General features: G+C 61.0%; 12 protein-coding genes and 1 pseudogene. 4 read left to right on the top strand and 9 right to left on the bottom strand.

Going from position 1 to position 16872, the window contains the following annotated elements; translation table 11 throughout:
- Positions 1-5: 5 nt before the first annotated feature.
- From POR01S_RS23315 to hemA, 7 genes and pseudogenes are all read right to left on the bottom strand, one after another.
- The gene (locus POR01S_RS23315) at positions 6-1574 is read right to left on the bottom strand and encodes a ParB family protein (RefSeq protein WP_081875175.1); all 1569 of its coding nucleotides are present in this window, start codon (positions 1572-1574) and stop codon (positions 6-8) included.
- A gap of 147 nt (positions 1575-1721) precedes the next feature.
- Positions 1722-1811 (bottom strand): annotated as a pseudogene (locus tag POR01S_RS23310) (LysR family transcriptional regulator); the annotation flags it as partial.
- Positions 1812-1825: 14 nt separating this feature from the next.
- A complete protein-coding gene (locus tag POR01S_RS06990; RefSeq protein WP_081875174.1) occupies positions 1826-3025 on the bottom strand; it encodes an MFS transporter in 1200 nt (399 codons plus the stop codon).
- Between the two features lie 69 nt (positions 3026-3094).
- Positions 3095-4951 (bottom strand): asparagine synthase (glutamine-hydrolyzing), encoded by a 1857-nt coding sequence (gene asnB / locus POR01S_RS06985; protein WP_042134774.1) that lies wholly within the window; start codon positions 4949-4951, stop codon positions 3095-3097.
- Positions 4952-4969: 18 nt separating this feature from the next.
- Entirely contained in the window at positions 4970-6040 is a 1071-nt protein-coding gene (locus tag POR01S_RS06980) for a Gfo/Idh/MocA family oxidoreductase (RefSeq protein ID WP_042134772.1), read from the bottom strand.
- Positions 6037-6537, bottom strand: coding sequence for a GNAT family N-acetyltransferase (locus tag POR01S_RS23305; RefSeq protein WP_081875173.1), 501 nt, complete (start codon positions 6535-6537; stop codon positions 6037-6039). The genes POR01S_RS06980 and POR01S_RS23305 overlap by 4 nt, the downstream gene beginning before the upstream one ends.
- A complete protein-coding gene (gene hemA / locus POR01S_RS06975; protein ID WP_042134770.1) occupies positions 6537-7769 on the bottom strand; it encodes a 5-aminolevulinate synthase in 1233 nt (410 codons plus the stop codon). The genes POR01S_RS23305 and hemA overlap by 1 nt, the downstream gene beginning before the upstream one ends.
- A gap of 153 nt (positions 7770-7922) precedes the next feature.
- Here hemA and POR01S_RS06970 point away from each other — a divergent pair, with 153 nt between their 5' ends.
- On the top strand, positions 7923-8777 hold the full coding sequence (locus tag POR01S_RS06970) for a helix-turn-helix transcriptional regulator (protein ID WP_042134768.1): 855 nt from the start codon (positions 7923-7925) through the stop codon (positions 8775-8777).
- 975 nt (positions 8778-9752) lie between these two features.
- Here the strand turns inward: POR01S_RS06970 and POR01S_RS06965 are convergent.
- On the bottom strand, positions 9753-12413 hold the full coding sequence (locus tag POR01S_RS06965; RefSeq protein ID WP_042134766.1) for a DUF4214 domain-containing protein: 2661 nt from the start codon (positions 12411-12413) through the stop codon (positions 9753-9755).
- A 152-nt stretch (positions 12414-12565) separates the two neighbouring features.
- Positions 12566-13903 (bottom strand): DUF4214 domain-containing protein, encoded by a 1338-nt coding sequence (locus POR01S_RS06960; RefSeq protein WP_042134764.1) that lies wholly within the window; start codon positions 13901-13903, stop codon positions 12566-12568.
- Positions 13904-14124: 221 nt separating this feature from the next.
- Here POR01S_RS06960 and POR01S_RS06955 point away from each other — a divergent pair, with 221 nt between their 5' ends.
- The 3 genes from POR01S_RS06955 to POR01S_RS06945 are packed head-to-tail and all read left to right on the top strand — an operon-like array spanning position 14125 to position 16867.
- The gene (locus POR01S_RS06955) at positions 14125-15114 is read left to right on the top strand and encodes a GDP-mannose 4,6-dehydratase (RefSeq protein WP_042134762.1); all 990 of its coding nucleotides are present in this window, start codon (positions 14125-14127) and stop codon (positions 15112-15114) included.
- Entirely contained in the window at positions 15107-16078 is a 972-nt protein-coding gene (locus POR01S_RS06950) for a GDP-mannose 4,6-dehydratase (RefSeq protein ID WP_042134759.1), read from the top strand. The genes POR01S_RS06955 and POR01S_RS06950 overlap by 8 nt, the downstream gene beginning before the upstream one ends.
- Before the next feature lie 9 nt (positions 16079-16087).
- The gene (locus POR01S_RS06945) at positions 16088-16867 is read left to right on the top strand and encodes an ABC transporter permease (RefSeq protein ID WP_042134757.1); all 780 of its coding nucleotides are present in this window, start codon (positions 16088-16090) and stop codon (positions 16865-16867) included.
- Positions 16868-16872: the final 5 nt, after the last annotated feature.

Genomic DNA, 16872 nt, shown 5'->3' with positions numbered 1-16872 from the left:
CAGGATTAAGAGAAAGAACCGGCCTCTAGGCGGTTGAGGCGACGGGTGTGGCGGATGAGCCGGAATAGCAGTGAGAGCGAAGGTCCACTTAGTGGCGCGATCTCGCCCGCCTGACCCTGCAAGAGCGCGCCGAATCCATCGGCAAGGGCTGCGCGGTCGACCAGGGGTAGCCTCTGAGCGGTGCCGTTGAGCGCGTGCAGCAGGATCAACACGGTACGCGCAGCGGGCTGCAGGGCATGGGCACCGGTTGGCCACGTACAGGAGAAGCCCAGATGACTGGTCTGGACGCTCACGTAGGGCTCGATACCTGCGTCTCGAGCCAGCTGCTGCGCAAGATGTGCAATCTGCTCCCGCAGGTGCTCAGGTTGGATACGCACAGATTCATGGGGTGTCGCGTGGTCGCTGGATTTATCCTTGCCCAGAGAAGATTGAGCCATGTGGGACTTGTTTCCCGGCTGCGCAAAGGGCTCATCGGTATGGCGGGCAATCAACTGTTGAATGGCCATGAGCCGTGGAGTAGTACCCGAACCGGTCTCATTGGGTGTGTGCCCCGGTGCGTGCGAACCGAGCGGTGGCGTTTGCGAGAGCGCACGTTGGCGCGTTTCCTGATGATTGATGTCCAGTGCCAGCGCCTCGTAATGCATCCCGAGCGCTGCGGCCATTTGTGCGATCAGCTCGTCCTGTACGCGTCGTGGGCAAAAGTGCTCGCCGGCAGAATCAAATTGCGCCAATACGTGTTGGAACAATTCGGCAAAGGTGTGGCGCTCGCGGTGGTTTGCCAGACGCTGCCAGGTGCGTTCGCACGCCCGTCTTAGAATCGCAAGGCGTTCCACTTGATGCCGTCCAAGGCCGGCGTACAGCACGGTGGGTATGGCAGGGAGCAGATAGCGCAACGCTTCCTGCATGCGACTGATGTGGGATTGGCGAACGGGATAGCCATCCGCGTTGAGGCGCCGTGCCAGTTCGGATTGGGAGAGGGTGCGTCCGGCTTCTTGCTCGTAAAGCACTTGCGCCCGTTGGATGGCCTTGGCGCGTTCGATAAAGGTGAGGCCGCCGCGGAGTTCATTTTCGGCTAGGTGGCCCGTCAGTGCCTCTAGCTCGCCACGCTCGGTCCACGGACGATACCGGCAAGTCAGCCGGGAAAAGCGCTCTTCGCCAGTTTCGGCATAGAGCTCGCGCAGGATCGACAGGCGCGTATTACCCCCGCTGTAAATGATGTAGTGAGACTCGCCAGTACGCCGCGTGATGACAGGTACGCTGTCCAGACCACGCTCGCGGATCGAAGCCTTGATCTCGTCATAGGCAGGATTTCTTAGAGTACGGGGGTTGTGATCAAAGGGGCGCAGCTCGTCGAGGGTAACAATCCGTAGCGACTCGCAAGCCGTTCCTGCTTCGTACGTTTCGGGCTCCAGGCGCGAATCTTCTACCGGGCTATCTTGGTGAGCCTTGGCAGGAACGCCCTGTCGGGAGGCATGGGATTCGGCATCGCCGGAAACTGTTCGGGCCAGCGGGTCAAGCGAGTCAGGTTTGATCGGCTCGTCAGAGCCGGTGGCTTCATGAGGATACGTGTGCATGGCAGACGTAAGGTCAATTGAGTAGGGGTGAATAGGTCCGGTCTCCGTTGCTCCTGCAAACGGTGCCACCGTCGATGGAAACGCCCTCACAGCGCACGACCAATAGGAGATACCAGGATTAAAGCGCTTCTGACGCTCTCCCTAAACCGACTGCTCGATATGCAGTCGTGCCGCTGCCCGGGCGAAATGACGTTCTTTTGCCGCGGCAATGAAACAGCGTAAGTGGCGCAGTTCCACAGCCTTTCCTTCAGTCAGTGTTTAGAGTCGAGATAGGTGTGATTGGATGCCGTGCCTTTCTGGCGTAGTAGGAGCAGTTGAGCAAAGGCGCCAAGTGCGGCTACGCCGGCAGCGTAGAGCGCCAGATTACCGACCGATTGTTCGAGAAGTAGAACGAACCCGCCTGCAGCCGCACCAAGAGCGCTCCCCAAGTACAAGGCTGATTCATTCAAGGCCACGGCAAGGTTGCCATCACCATGGTGTTGGCGCGCCTGGATCAGCTCGTTGTTCTGCGGTACCTGCAGGGCCCAGCCGACCGCGCCCCAAGCGGCAATGGGCAGCATGACAAGCCACTGATTCCACTGTGCGGTTTGAGGAAGAAAAAGCAGAGACAGAGCCAGAACGACCATGATCCCTAGGGTCAGCACCGCACCACGAACGCGATCAACCAGGGGGCCAATTAAGAAACTTCCTAGTACACCGCCGATACCCCATACCCAGAGGTAGGGCGTGACAGATTGGATACCACCGTAGGCAGGGTCGGACAGCAGAGGGGCGATGAAGGTATACATGCCGAGGCTGGATACGGCCGCTAGCAACGACACGAGCAAAATGGTCAGGACTCGGCCATCGCTGAGCATGGCGAGTTTTTGGCCAAGGGAGCTGGCGGTCGCCTTGGGTAGCGCTGGCAGACGCAGGTAAAGGCCCGCCCAGCTCACAGCGCCCAGGAGCGTGATCAACCATAGAGCTGCTTGCCAGCCCCATTGGTCAGCCAATAGCAAACTCAGCGGTACACCAAGGACCACACCGCTGGCCATGCCGCCCAAAATTACGGCGATACCTTTGCCGCGGCGCTCCGGAGTAGAGAGCGATGCGGCGGCAGCAATGCCCATGGCGAGGTAGACACCGGCACCAATACCGGCGATTGCGCGGCAAACTACAAGCGTCATAAAGCTATCAGAAAGGGCGCTTCCTGCGTTCGCAAGTACGAAGACCAGTAGGGCGAGTAACAGTCCAGCACGTTGCCGGTTGGGCGGCACAAGGGCGACGAACACAGGCGAGCCGATGCCATAAGCAAGGGTAAAGGCGGTAACCAGTTGGGCCGCCATGGCTACTGACACTGAGAGGGAGCTTTGGATGAGCGGGATGAGCCCTGCTGTCACATAGGAGGCCATCCCAAGGGCGAAAGCGCCCAGGGCGATGAGATAGGTAGGTGAAGTACGATTTGAAGGCATGACAAAGTCCTCACGGAGGTGAGTCGGTAAATAGGAAGTGAAGGGGCGACGCGGCGGTCGCCCAAGTAGCTAGAAAAGCTCGACGCTGACGTCGTACTCGCGCAACCAAGTATCAAGCCCGACCGCGAGTTCCATACCCATGCGGTCATACATAGGCGAGTGGGCGCCAAGGGGCCTTTCTAACGCTGCCTCTACACGGGTGAAGTCGAGGAAGGGGCGGACGGGCGCATTCGAGTCATCCTGGATAGCGGCTAGGGCTCTGCGTAGCCCCTGCTCGTAAGCGGGATCTTGCGTCGAGGGGTAGGGGCTCTTCACGCGCTCGACGATAGACGCTGGCAGAAGGTCGCGTGTCGCCGCGCGCAGAATGCTCTTTTCTCTACCGTCGAAGGCCTTCATCTGCCAGGGGATGTTGAATGCATATTCGACCAAGCGGTGGTCACAGAACGGCACCCTTACTTCCAGTCCAACCGCCATACTCATCCGGTCCTTGCGATCTAGTAGCGTCTGTACAAAACGGGTCAGGTTGACGTAGCTCATCTCCCGCATCCGGCGATCACCGGCGGCCTCACCCGGCAAGCCGGGCGCTTCAGCAATAGCCTGCGAATAGCTGTCCTGCAGGAAGCTGTGCATATCCAGATGTTTTAATAGTCCTGGATCGAACAACGTCTTGCCGTCGAAATATTTTTCCGTCACGGAAGTCAACCAGGGAAAAGTGCGCGCTTGGATGGCAACTGGATCGTGGAACCAGCGGTAGCCGCCGAACACTTCGTCTGCGCTTTCTCCGGACAAGGCGACAGTAGAATGCCGTCGGACCTCTTCAAAGAGTCGGTAAAGCGACGGCCACATATCGCCCCAAAAGGCGGGGGGTAGGTCCAACGCTCGGATAACCTGAGCCCGCAGTTGCGGATCGGCAAGTTCCCGACTGTCGAGGACGACCTCGCCATGGTGGGACTGGATCTGCTGCACCAAGTCCGTCACGAAGGGTGCATCGGCCGTGCCTCGAACAGCATCGCTTGCGAAGCCCTGGCCATGATCAGCGAAATCCAACGAGAAAGAACGGATGTTCTCTTTTCCCGCTGCAAGTAGCTTGCGCGATGCCAGCGCTGTGATGATAGAAGAGTCGAGTCCGCCTGAAAGCAGACTACACAAGGGCACATCCGAAACGACCTGACGCTCAACTATGTCTTCGAGTAGATCACGCGTGTGGCCAATGGTCTGGTCCAACGAGTGCTCGTGCTCCCGTGCTTCAAGCTTCCAGTAACGCTGCCGTTGCAGACCACTGCGGGCAATCCTGATCCATTCGCCGGGTAGCACTTCGCGCATGCCAGCAAAGATGGCCTGCCCTGGGGTTTTCACCATCTCAAGGATTTCACGCAGACCGTCTGCTTGAATCTTGCGAGGTACCAGAGGGTTCGCCAGCAAGGCTTTGGGCTCGGAGCCAAAAATCACGCCATCGGCAGTTGGAAAGTAATAAAGCGGCTTGACCCCCATCCGGTCACGGACCAGTAGCAGTTCTTGCTTGCGTCTGTTCCAGATCGCGAAGGCGTACATGCCATTGAGTCGTTCGACGAAGTCATAGCCCCACTCCAGATAGGCGTGCAGGACTACCTCGGTGTCGCTGCGAGTTTCGAACTGATGTCCGAGTGCTTGCAGATCACGCCGGAGGTCCTGGAAGTTATAGACCTCGCCGCTGTAGGTGATGGCTACCGCTTCAGGGTCGTTGCCGAAGCCTGCCGTCATTGGCTGGCGACCGCCTTCGAGGTCAATGATGGAGAGGCGTCGATGTCCGAGTCCAATAGGTCCATCAATCCATAGGCCGCCCGCGTCAGGTCCTCGTCGCGTCATCGTTGCGGTCATGCGCTCCAAGATAGAACGCTGGAAGTTAAGATCTTGGCTGAAAGACAGCCAGCCAGTAATGCCACACATTGGCGGTCTCCTTTGAAATCAGCCCAAAGTTTCCAAGTCACTCGTTTCCGGCAGCAGGCTGCGGTTCCCGTAAGGGACATAGCAGGCCGGAGCAGGGCAGCGGGCTGAGGACTCAATCAGGTTAAGCTGGTGCTGTAGAGCGATAGCCGTTTGCAGGTCGGCAAAGGGCTGTGAGGGCATCTCGCGAAGGGATACCCATCGCACTACGTGGCGGCAGAGGCGACTCAGCTTATGTAGGGTTTCGAGTCCGGGTTGGGCAGGGCTAAAACACTGTTCATCGATCAGTTGCTCCCGCCCTTGATCATTGCGCGTCCAAATTCGCAGATAATCCTGATCCCAGGACGGCGTATCGAAGACCAGGCGCGCCTGAATGACTCGCTGTTCTTGATCGATGAAGCTGAAGTCCACCGTGCGCTGACGCATGATGTTCACGAAGCTGGCATAGCCTGCGAGTGTGGCCTGGCCCAACGTTCCGGTGAGAGAGACGGTATCCAGCACGGCATGTCCGGAAATCGAGAAGTCCGAACGTACTCCGAGCACATCGTGAATCTGCAAAGGATCAGCAGAGGAGCAGATCCACGACACCAGATCCAGCGCGTGGATGACCTCACTGGTGACACCGCAGGTAGGGCGGTAGTCATTGAGCCGGTCCTTACCCCAGTGAAAGCTGGCCCTCACCAGCGACCAACCCTGTGCGCTGATCTGCCGACGCAGAGATTGTGTGGCGGGTGAGTACCGTTCTACCAAGTCCAAGGCAAAACCACTTACCTGACTTAGCTGCTCGGCAACGAGTGTCAGGTCGTCAGCGGGAGTAACGAGTGGTTTCTCGCACAGCACGAAGCCACGATATCCGCTTAGCTCCGTCAAGATTCGTGCATGACTTTCATCGTTGACGCTGACTACGACGATGTCGGGCTCGAAGTGATGAAGCGCGGACGCCACCGTAGGAAAGAATGGCAGTTCTGGTGCCTTGGGTTTCCGATCAACATACGCCAAGCGCAAGGGCATGCCAGTACTGACGGACAGGTGTTCAAAGGCACGCCAAAAACGATGACCGGCATAGCCCAGACCGATGATCAGGACGTTCATGGCCGGCCCTCCGCACGTACCAATAGGGCTTCGCCAGTCGAGGCGAATCCGAGCCTCTGGTAGAGCGAGGTAGCAGCAGGCGTAGTTTGTAGAGCGACTGAGTTCACTTGGCGCGTCCTGAACCAGTCTAGAAGCCGCTGCATGAGTGCCTTTGCGATACCGCAGCGGCGTAGCTCAGGCGCTACGGCAACCGATTGAACCCAACCCGATCGGCCATTAAGACAGTCGGGAGCCGGGGCACGGTCATCAATGATGCCTGTGGCGCAGCCGAGTATGGCTTGGGTGTGCTTATGCTCAGCGCACAGGATGAGTACCCGATCTGACCCTTCAAGACAGGTGGCCAGCCAAAGCGGGTAGGCCCTGCGCCAACGCTCAGTGTCTGTGGGTGTACGGCTGGCGTAAGGCGCTCCGCCGGCATCGAGTAGATGGGCTCTGAGCTCGATGAGCGCAGGGATGTCGTCAGGCGTAGCACGACGGATGTCGTAGGAGATGCTCATCACGCAACCTCCGCACCAATCCGCTGGGAGGCAAAAGGAATGGCGAAGTGCTCGAAGGTTTCCCGTAGGGCAAAGGCCAGTTGCTCGATCTGCTCATCGCTATGGTTGGGCGTTGCGTTAACGCGGAAGCGTTCCGTGCCTACGGCGACCGAAGGAAAATTGATCGGCTGGAGATAGATGTGATGGGTTTGCAAGAGGCGTCCTGCAGCCGCTTTGCAACGCTCGGCATCGCCGATTAGTACCGGCAAGATGTGGGTGCGTGAGCAGGGCATGACGGGGATGTCCTGTTCCAGAAGCTTGCCGCGCAGTTTTGCGGTATGCGCGTGCAGCCGCTGCCGTTCTACGTCACTACGCTTGAGGTGTTCGATACTCTTAAGGCAGCCCGCCGTTACCGCGGGCGGCAGAGACGTGGTGAAGATGAAGCCCGTTGCAAAGGAACGTACAGCATCAATGATGACGGAGCTTGCGGTGATATAGCCACCGATGACACCAATGGCTTTAGCCATAGTGCCTTGGATAATGTCTACCTGCTCCGCGATGCCTAGTTCAGCCGCAACACCGGCACCCCTAGGCCCATACATCCCTACCGCATGTACTTCGTCGAGGTAGCTTAGAGCGTTGTATCGCTTGGCCAGCGCAACAATTTCTCTAACGGGTGCGACATCGCCGTCCATGGAGTAAATAGACTCGAAGACAATGATCTTGGGTCGGTCATGGGAGTAGGTTTGTAGCAGCTGCTCCAAGTGCTCGAGATCGTTGTGCCGGAAGATATGGCGCTCATTCGAAGTTGAGCGGATGCCGTTAATGATCGAGGCATGGTTACACTCATCACTGATCACCACGCAATCGGGTAGCTCCCGCAGTAGACACTGCAGGGTGGCATCGTTGGATCCGAAGCCGGTAGGAAACACCAGTGCCGCTTCCTTACCGTGCCAGTCGGCCAAGCTTTGTTCTAATTGTCCGTATAACGCATGAGAGCCTCCAATGTTGCGCGAGCCTCCCGAACCTGCACCGTAGGCATCCAAGGCCTCGTGCATGGCGCTTCGTACCTTGGAATGCTGGGACATGCCCAGGTAGTCATTGCTGCACCACATCACGACTGGTGATTGCGAGCCATCAGCAAGGCGAGCCAGAGGGTAGCGGCCACATAAGCGGTCCAAGGTTGTAAAGGTGCGGTATTGGTTGGCTTGTTTCAGGGCTTCCAACTTCTGATGCAAGAGCGTGTTGTACATCCGTTTGACTCCTAGACAGTAATAGCAGGCGCGTCTGTTCCTCCTCGCGCAACAGCCCTGACATAAGGCACTCGGCGCCAGGACGCGCTATTCTTCGCACCCTTTTAAGACTGTTACAATTTGGTTGCTTATACTGTTACTAGGAGTAATGGCATGCCGGCGGCACGGTCTTTCGAACGTTCTCGGATTGAGCTTGCAGAGTTTCTAAGAAGTCGCCGGGAGCGGCTGACGCCTGAAGAGGTCGGGTTGCCGTCCGGTGGGCGACGACGGACACCTGGGTTACGGCGTGAAGAGGTAGCGACGCTGGCACGAGTGGGTCTCAGTTGGTACACCTGGCTCGAACAGGGCCGAGAAATCAACGTGTCCTCGACTTTTCTGGACAATCTATCCCGTGCACTCAAGCTCGATGCCACGGAGCGTCGTCATCTCTATCTACTCGCCCAACAGCGGCCACCGTGTGAGCCCGGCAGGACATGGTGCGTGGTTCCGCCCCTGATTATTCGCTTGATGGAGGATCTGAATGCCCGGCCGTCCTACGTCCTAAACCTGCGCTGGGATGTGCTGGCCTGGAATGACGCAGCTGACCGACTGTTTGGCTTTTCGGAGCAAGCGCTTGAGCGGCGTAATTTGCTTTGGATGCTGTTTACGTCCAAGCGGCTACGCCAGCTTCTCGACCCATGGGAGGGCCAAGCAGTCCAGATCTTTTCGAGCTTCCGGCGCGATTTTGTTCAGGGAACCCAGGACGCAGACATCGTGGGACTGGTAAAGGACTTGGAGCGGGTAGCTCCAGAATTCTGTGACTGGTGGAATCGCCAGGACATCCATGGGCCCTGCCAAGGGACTCGATACTTCCGACTCGATGGAATAGGCGAGATGGTGTTTGAGCACACGACACTTACAGTAGATGTGGACCGACATCTACGGTTGGTTTACTACGCTCCACAGCTGGATGGAGCACAGAACGCGACGTTCGAGCGCTGGCTTAAGGAAGGGGAGAAAGAAGCTTAAGTCACGAAGCCAAACGACCTGGCTGCGGAGTATCCATGGCCAGGTCGCGTCTCGACTACAGATTTGCAGCCTACGCTGATGAAAAAGCGGTGGTAGCTGCTTTAGAGAAACCCTCGCCAAAGCCCATAGGTTTTTCTAGCCGTCACAATCTCATGGACAGCTGAGTGCCACACGAGTGACGCTCAGCTGTCTCCTCCCCTAGGGGTGACGAGCCTCTGATAGCGCCCTGCGATAGAGCGTCACCATTTCATCGAGTAGATCTCGAGCCATATAGGCCGAAATTCGCTGACGTAGGTCTGTTGGGCTATCCGCATTACCCTCATCGTTGGCTAGGCGATCCAACAGGTCGCTGAGCATTGAAGCCCGTATATCCGCATCTGCCTCTGGCGACTCCCAGGTGAACTCAGGCTGTCGTAACGAGGCTGGGCTGACGGGGAAGGGAAGTACCGCACCTTTCGTATCAGCCATTGTTCACCTCCATCATGGAAATACAACGCAACGAGGTAAGGCAGGGGAGGGGCGCGAGCTTAAAAGGAAGACGATGCATGTTCATGCTGCTCCTTGGTTCGGTTAAGGAGCCGCCACCACCGTTGCTACGCGGTATGGAGGCGGACCGTACGGGGGTAGCAAACCGGGAACCAAGGGAACCGGCCAGGCCGAAGCCTGCCCCGCACGGCCCGCCATAGAACGCGCACAACCAGATGCTAAGCATTGGCTGTGAGCTATGACGCTGCCGCGCCTTGGTTTGTCAGGTTGCTACACCCGTCCACGGGATTGACCGTGGCCCGTAAAATCTAACGTTTAGGCCGATCGACTGCAAATGGTTGGCACGGATCGCGCGCCCGTTTCTGCAGTACCTACTGTGGCTTGGCCCTCCCGCTTTGGTCGTCCAGCACACGGGGTCTTGGGTGTTGATAGAGCCTCACCTTCTACCTCGCTATTTACTGTCATCGCAGAAGGTGCCCCCGAGGCTTGCTAGTGGGTATCTATGGACTGCGCAGACTGTCCAACCAGCACGACGCCGGGAGAGCCAATCGAGACCGCATCGCCGGTCTGAGCGAAGGCCCCATCCTTGCCGACCGTAGCGCCGACATAGGCGGGTTGGGTCGTCGAGAGACCGTCCCACACCGCCGAGGTGGCAGCGCCAGCGCCGAAAGCCGCTCCCGCATGCTGACCGTCGCTGAAGGTTCTGCCGCCGCCGACGGAGGCCGTCGTGACCAGGGTTCCGTCACTGGCAAGCACCGCGGTCAGGTCATAGTTGAAGGCAGCCGCGACGTTCCCCAGCTTGTCGAACAGCACTACTGCATCCTCCTTGCCGAGGCCGGGCCCGTCGACGCTGATGACTGCCGTACTGTCGCTCAAGCCCCACGCCGTCTTGAACGCACTCAGGTTCGCCATGGCCACATCGGCCACGACCAGGGTCGCACCGGCGGCGAGAACCGTATTGCCGTTGAGCGTGATCGCCGACGAGAACTGACCGGCTTCGTCCGTCATGCGCCAGCCGCTGAGATCGATGCTGGTCGAACCGTAGTTGTACAACTCGAAGAAGTCCCCGCCCTTGGCGTTGGAATTGACCTCGGTGATCAACAGGTCGTAGTGAGGTCTGGCGGCAGTCGCAAAGCTGAGGTCCATGGCGGCCACGGCATTGCCCGCATGGTCGACGACCGCGCCTGGTTGTAGCTCCAGGTGGTAGTTGCTGCTCGCCTGCAACCTGCTCGTCGGCGTCAGGTTGAGGACATTGAAGTCGACCGAAACGCCCGGATCTCCGGCTTTGAAGACCTGGACCACGGTGCCGGCCTGGTCCACCAGCTGGAGGCTGCCGCTGCCCAGCGCGATGCCTTCATCGAACGTCAGGCTGATGCGGCTCCCGGTGGGGACATCCTGCGCATCGACCGCTGGACTGCTGGCCACCAGAAGGGGAGCGGCAAGGTCCACGGCGGCAGTACCCAGCGTGACCAGATTGCCCTGGAAGTGCTGCTGCGCCGGGTCGAGGTCCTTGGACACCTGCGTCTGCCCCTGCCACAGGGTATCGCCGTTGTCCTGCAGCAGCAGGATCTCGGTACCCGGTCTGACGCTGGCGGGGGAAGCGATGGACTCGAAACTGCCCCCGGTAGCGGCCAGCAGTGCATCCAGGTTGTTGTCGAGTTCGATGGGCGCGGTGGCCGGGTCACCACTCCAGGTGAACAGCCGGAAATCGTGGGTGACCGCGGCGGAGGCACTGCCGGCGGGACCGGCCAGAATCAGGTAGCCACTGCCATCCAGGGCCCGGTCGATGGAGCGGATACCCCGTCCGCCGAGATTGAGCTCCATGGCCTCGAAGGTGGGCGAGAGGCGGTTGTCGGCCAGCACGGCCTGATAGTTGGTCACGGCAATCAGCAGCGCCTTGTCGCGCGACCCGGTATCCAGCTGCGGCGCGCGAAAACCCAGCCACAGCTGGCTGTCGTCGGGGGAGGTGGTCAGGCCTTCGATGGAGAAGCCGTTGACGTGCTCGGGGGCGATGCCGGCATCGGAAGAGACTTTCAGGCCGTAGTAGCCGGCCGGCTTGCCACTGCTGCCACTGGCATCCCAGGCATCGAGCGCCGCGACCAGGCCTTTGTAGGTCTGGATGCCAGCGGTATCGAACACCGGCTTGCCCTGGGCGTCGGTGGTCAGCTTCACGGCCAGGATGGCTTCGCGTCCCGGCGCTTCCTTGCCGCTCTTGCTGTTGCTGTGCGAGCCGGTGAGATACAGGGTCCCCTCCGTGCCGAGGGTGCCGGTAAAGGTCATGGCTTCGAAATCCAGTTCGTCGCTCAGTCCCAGCACCCCACCGTAGTCGAATGCGTCGAGCGCCTGACCACCCTGCTGATCGTAGACCCTGAGCACATTGCCCTCGTCATCGCCCACGATCAGGTACTTACCCCAGCGGATGACTCCAGACGCGTCCGACGCACCGGCCTGGGTGCCTGCCTCCGGCGTGAAGGTGAAGACGGCTGGCTGTGGCTCGGTAGGCGCCGGGGAGGGCGCGGCATTGTCGATCAGGCGCTCGGTCGTGCGGGTGACCAGTTCGATCAGTGACTGCTGTCCCTGTTGCGCCAGGATCTCGTTCAGCTCGGTCAGGCTTGGCGACTGGCCACTGACCCCCTGATAGGCGAGGGTCAGTTGGGCCTTGGCCAGCGCATGGGGCTGACCTTCCGGCGAATCCGCAAGCGCTGCCAGCACCTCCGCCCGGCTGGTGCCGGCCGCCAGTTGCTGGGTCCAGAACTGCAGGCCGTCCGCATCGGCGGGCCGCCCCAGGGCATTCTCATAGGCAGCGGTCAGAAATGCCGTTGCCGAGCCTGCAGCCACCGTGGCGAACTCCGGCGATTGCAGAAACGCCTGCTGGATGGCTTCCAGGGGTGTGCCGTTCTGCAGCGCCTGGGTCCAGTACTGCAGCCCTTCGGTGTCCGGCAGCCGTCCAAAGCTGCTCAGGTAGAGCGCGACGACAGGCACCATGCCGGAAGCCGCTTCGGTGGAGAGCGAAAAACCCGTGGCTACCTGCGCGAGACTGGCCTTGCCTTGGTCGACCTGCGCCGTCCAGTAATCGAGTCCCGCCGCATCCGGAGTGCGGCCGAGAATGCTCTGATAGTAGGCGCTGATCGTTTCACGGGTCGTGGGCATGGCGCAGGTCCGTCTGATGACAAGGGAGACGGAGCCTAACGGGCAGGGTGTTGCAGAAAGATTGCAGTTTCGGAGCAGCTTTTGCGTGTCCTGGCCAGCGACAGCGCCCTTGCCCGGAGGGGCGAAGGGCACTGGCCGCTAGAACCTCTGGGCTAGGCCCACTCGTTCTGACCCACCAGCAGGATGAAGCCATTGGCGCCGGTGGTCAGCGCCTGGTTTTCCGTCGAATCGGAAAAGGACTGCAACACATTGGCGCGACTCAGCCCGGTGCCCAGGTCATGCAGCCAGTAGTCGATACCGGCGGTCTCGCCGGTACGGCCGAGCACGTTGGCATACAGCTGCGTGACATAGGAGCGATCGTCCGCCGCGGAGAACAGCCCCTTGAACTCGCTCGAGGCGGTAAAGGACTGAGCGATGGTCTGGCTGGTCGTGCCCTTGGCGTGGTCGTACATCCAATAGTCGAGACCCGAGTAGTCCGGCACCCGGTGGAAGGCTGCGTTGTAGAGGCGGGCGATCTGCGCCTGATCGGCGGTCAGGATATAGAGGTTGCGATCGCTGAAATTGAGCAGGTTGATGTCGTGCAAGTTGAGCGCGAGGTCGCCGCTGTTGCTGGTCAGGCTGACCACGTTGCCGGCGGCCTGCCACTTGTAGGCGCTCGCCGCGTTTTCCAGCCGCAGCACATCGCCACCGCCATAGCCATAGAGGCTGCCGCGATGATCGCCGTCCAGGGACAGACGATCCTGGAAGAAGAACTCGCCATCCTTGCTGCCGCTGTTGACGCCCAGACCCACCGGCCGCGAGCTGGCATTGAAGGCGGCGGCATCGTTGTCGATGCTGGCCTTCAGGTACCACTGCCAGTTGCCGGTGTCGCTCATGCTGGCGTAGGTCGACAGGGTGTCGTTGGTATTGCCCGAGGACAGTACGCCGCGCAGGTTGCCACTGCTGTCGAGCAGCGGCCCGCCCGAGGCGCCACTGCCCAGTCCGGTGGAAAATTGATAGGCGGCAACATCGCTGTACTGGGTGGCCGTGCCGGTGTCTTCCATGAGACCGGTGCCCCGACCTGGATAGCCGAGCACGGTACCGGCGAAGGAGGTGGCGCCGCCTAGTGTGGGCGTGAGGGTGCCGGTTACCGAGCTCAGGTTGACGTTGAAGCCCAGCAGCGTCAGGTCGTTCTGCGCCTCTGAAGGCGAGACCAGGCCATCGCCGTTGGCGTCCCAGTTGCCTACCCGGCTCGACCAGTTGGTCGCCAGGTAGGTACCCAGCGGGGCCGACCAGGCACCGGTGGCGTCATTGACGAAGGCCCCGGGCGCGACCATGACCTGGACGGCGGAACCGCCATGCTCGGCGTTGTAGACCATGTGATTGGCGGTGAGCACGTCGTTGTTGCCGACCACGCTGCCCGAGCCGCGGAAGGCGGAACCATCGGGAAAGATGGATTCGAGATAGACGATGCTGCTGTAGGGTGCGGAACGGCTGGTGATTTCGCGCATGTCAGGAGAACCTCCCTGTATCTGAGCGGAGACATTCTAACGCTCACAGCGCACCCTTTCCGGGCATTCGTCGGCCCAGACAGCCGCCTGGCATCGGTATTCCGGAAACCTTGCCCTGCCGAGCACAGCACGCTTCCAGCCATATATCTGTGGTAGCATCGCCGGTCTTTTTTGTGTGAGTCGCTCGCACCTCGTCTCATAACTTTCGGAACCGTATCGCGATGGCCCAAAAAACTGCTCTGATCACTGGTATCACTGGCCAGGATGGCGCCTACCTGGCGCAGTTTCTGCTCGGCAAGGGATACAAGGTACTAGGCCTCAACCCCCGGCGTAGCACCTCCGACGTCAACCTGGCACGTCTGGAGTGGTTGGGTATCGCCAAGGATGTCGAGATGATCGACGGCGACCTGCTCGACCTGTCGGGTCTGATCCGCCTGTTCCAGCAATACCAGCCCGACGAGGTGTTCAACCTGGGCGCCCAGTCCTTCGTCAAGACCTCCTGGAACCAGCCGCTGCTGACCGGTCAGGTCAGTGGCATCGGCGCCGTCAACGTGCTCGAAGCGGCCCGTCTGATCAAGCCTGACGCCCGTTGCTACCAGGCCTCCACCTCCGAGATGTACGGCCTGATCCAGGAGCCGGAGCAGCGCGAGACCACCCCGTTCTACCCGCGCTCGCCCTATGCGGCCGCCAAGCTCTACGCCCACTGGATGACCGTCAACTACCGCGAGAGCTTCAACCTGTTCTCCTGCAGCGGCATCCTGTTCAACCACGAATCCCCGCTGCGCGGCCTGGAATTCGTGACCCGCAAGGTCACCGACGCCGTTGCCCGCATCAAGCTTGGCCTGCAGGACGAACTGCGCCTGGGCAACATCGACGCCAAGCGTGACTGGGGTCATGCCCGTGACTACGTCCAGGCCATGTGGCTGATGCTGCAGCAGGACGTCGCCGACGACTACGTCATCGCCACCGGCCGTACCACCACCGTGCGCGACATGTGCCGCATCGCCTTCGACGTGGTCGGCATGGACATGGACAAGCACCTGGTCATCGACCCGGCCTTCTTCCGTCCCGCCGAGGTCGACGTGCTGCTGGGCGATCCGTCCAAGGCCCGCGCCAAGCTGGGCTGGCAAGCCACCACCACCCTCGAAGAGATGATCACCGAGATGGTGGAAGCCGACCTGGCGCGCCTGAAGCCCCTCGCCCGTGCGTGATTTCGCCGGTCAGCCGGTCCTGGTTACCGGCGCCAGCGGCTTCGTCGGCAGCCATCTGCTGCCGGCGCTGGCCGCCGCCTTTCCGGCCGCCGAGCTGCACGGCACCTGCCGTGACGGCTCGCTGCCAAGCCAGGCCCAGGTCGTCGGCCATGCCCTCGACCTGAGCGATACGGCTGCCACCCTGGCGCTGGTGCAGCAGCTGCGACCGGCCGCCATCGTCAACCTGGCGGCCTTCGCCAGCGTCTCCGGCAGCTTCGCCCAGCCCGAGCGCTGCTGGCAGATCAATCTGCACGGCACCCTCAATCTGCTGACCGCCGCCGCGGCTCTCGAACAGCCCCCGGTGTTCCTGCAGGTCGGTTCCGGCGACATGTATGGCGCCAGCTTCAAGCGCCATGCCGAGGTGGACGAGCAGGTACCCCTGCATCCGCTCAACCCCTATTCCGCGAGCAAGGCCGCTGCCGATCTCGCCGCTGCCCAGTTCGCCGCCACCTCCAAGGTGCGCGTGATCCGCGCGCGCCCCTTCAACCACAGTGGCGCGGGTCAGGGTAAGGGCTATGTGCTCACCGACTTCGCCAGCCAGATCGCGGCCATCGAGCGCGGCGAGCAGCCGCCCGTGCTGCGCGTCGGCGACCTCAGCGCCCAGCGTGATTTCCTTGCGGTCCAGGACGTGGTCGCCGCCTATGTGGCGTTGCTGGGGCACAGCTCGGACATCCCCAGCGGCACTGCGCTCAACATCGCCTCCGGTCGTCCGCTACGTGTCCAGGAGCTGCTCGACGCCCTGATCGATCAGGCCGCCTGCCCGATCCAGGTCGAGCAGGATCCCGCACGCCTGCGCCCGAGCGATATTGCCCGCGCCGTCGGCGATGCCGGCGAACTCCGCCGCCTCACCGGCTGGCAACCCCGCATCGAGCCTTCTGCACTCGTCGCCCAGGTCCTCGCGGACTGGCGCCAATCCGGTTCCTGATCTCTGCCCATGAACTACTCGCTGATCCTCAACTTCACCCGGCAGGATCTGATCGATCGCCATTCCGCGTCGGTGCTCGGCGCGGCCTGGACCTTCATCCTGCCGCTGGTCAACATCCTCATCTTCACCCTGGTGTTCTCCAACATCATGGGCATGCGGCTGGATGCCATGGGGATGCAGTCCCTCGGCCAGTACAGCTACAGCGTCTACCTGGTCACCGGGTTGCTCGCCTGGAACTGCTTCTCCAACACCCTGACCCGCATCACCCAGGTGTTCCACGAGAAGGCCCACCTGCTGGGCAAGGTCCGGCTGTCGCTCTGGTCGCTGCCGCTGTACATCCTGCTCAGCGAGACGGTGCTCTATGCCATCTCCATGGGCTTCTTTGTCGCCTTCCTGGCGATCATCGGCTTCCATTTCCCGTCCACCGTGCTCTGGTGGCCGGTGATCTTTCTCTGCCAGCAACTGCTGGCCTACGCCCTCGGGCTGATCTTCGCCATCCTCAGCGTCTTTCTGCGCGACATCGGCCAGATCGTCGGCGTGGTCATGCAGCTGTGGTTCTGGCTGACCCCGGTGGTCTATGTCATCACCATCATGCCCGAGCGCTGGCACCCCTGGTTCGCCGCCAACCCCTTCTATTACATCGTCGAGGCCTACCGCGCCGCCCTGATCCAGGCGAGCCGGCCGGATCTGCTGGCGATCGGCGGCCTGATCCTGGCGGGCGCCGTGCTGCTGGGCCTGGGCATCGTTCTGGGTCGCAAGCTCGAACGCGACATCCGCGACTTCATCTAGCAGGC

Origin of the sequence: Pseudomonas oryzihabitans NBRC 102199, assembly GCF_000730625.1 — a bacterium.
GTDB lineage: Bacteria > Pseudomonadota > Gammaproteobacteria > Pseudomonadales > Pseudomonadaceae > Chryseomonas > Chryseomonas oryzihabitans.
Note: the sequence above shows the minus strand (reverse complement) of the source record. Positions and strands in the feature narration are given on the sequence as shown.

Excerpts from the sequence above, each read along its gene's own strand:
- POR01S_RS23315 (WP_081875175.1), bottom strand. The coding sequence starts at position 1,574 with ATGCACACGTATCCTCATGAAGCCACCGGCTCTGACGAGCCGATCAAA.
- POR01S_RS06990 (WP_081875174.1), bottom strand. The coding sequence starts at position 3,025 with ATGCCTTCAAATCGTACTTCACCTACCTATCTCATCGCCCTGGGCGCT.
- asnB (WP_042134774.1), bottom strand. The coding sequence starts at position 4,951 with ATGTGTGGCATTACTGGCTGGCTGTCTTTCAGCCAAGATCTTAACTTC.
- POR01S_RS06980 (WP_042134772.1), bottom strand. The coding sequence starts at position 6,040 with ATGAACGTCCTGATCATCGGTCTGGGCTATGCCGGTCATCGTTTTTGG.
- POR01S_RS23305 (WP_081875173.1), bottom strand. The coding sequence starts at position 6,537 with ATGAGCATCTCCTACGACATCCGTCGTGCTACGCCTGACGACATCCCT.
- hemA (WP_042134770.1), bottom strand. The coding sequence starts at position 7,769 with ATGTACAACACGCTCTTGCATCAGAAGTTGGAAGCCCTGAAACAAGCC.
- POR01S_RS06970 (WP_042134768.1), top strand. The coding sequence starts at position 7,923 with ATGCCGGCGGCACGGTCTTTCGAACGTTCTCGGATTGAGCTTGCAGAG.
- POR01S_RS06965 (WP_042134766.1), bottom strand. The coding sequence starts at position 12,413 with ATGCCCACGACCCGTGAAACGATCAGCGCCTACTATCAGAGCATTCTC.
- POR01S_RS06960 (WP_042134764.1), bottom strand. The coding sequence starts at position 13,903 with ATGCGCGAAATCACCAGCCGTTCCGCACCCTACAGCAGCATCGTCTAT.
- POR01S_RS06955 (WP_042134762.1), top strand. The coding sequence starts at position 14,125 with ATGGCCCAAAAAACTGCTCTGATCACTGGTATCACTGGCCAGGATGGC.
- POR01S_RS06945 (WP_042134757.1), top strand. The coding sequence starts at position 16,088 with ATGAACTACTCGCTGATCCTCAACTTCACCCGGCAGGATCTGATCGAT.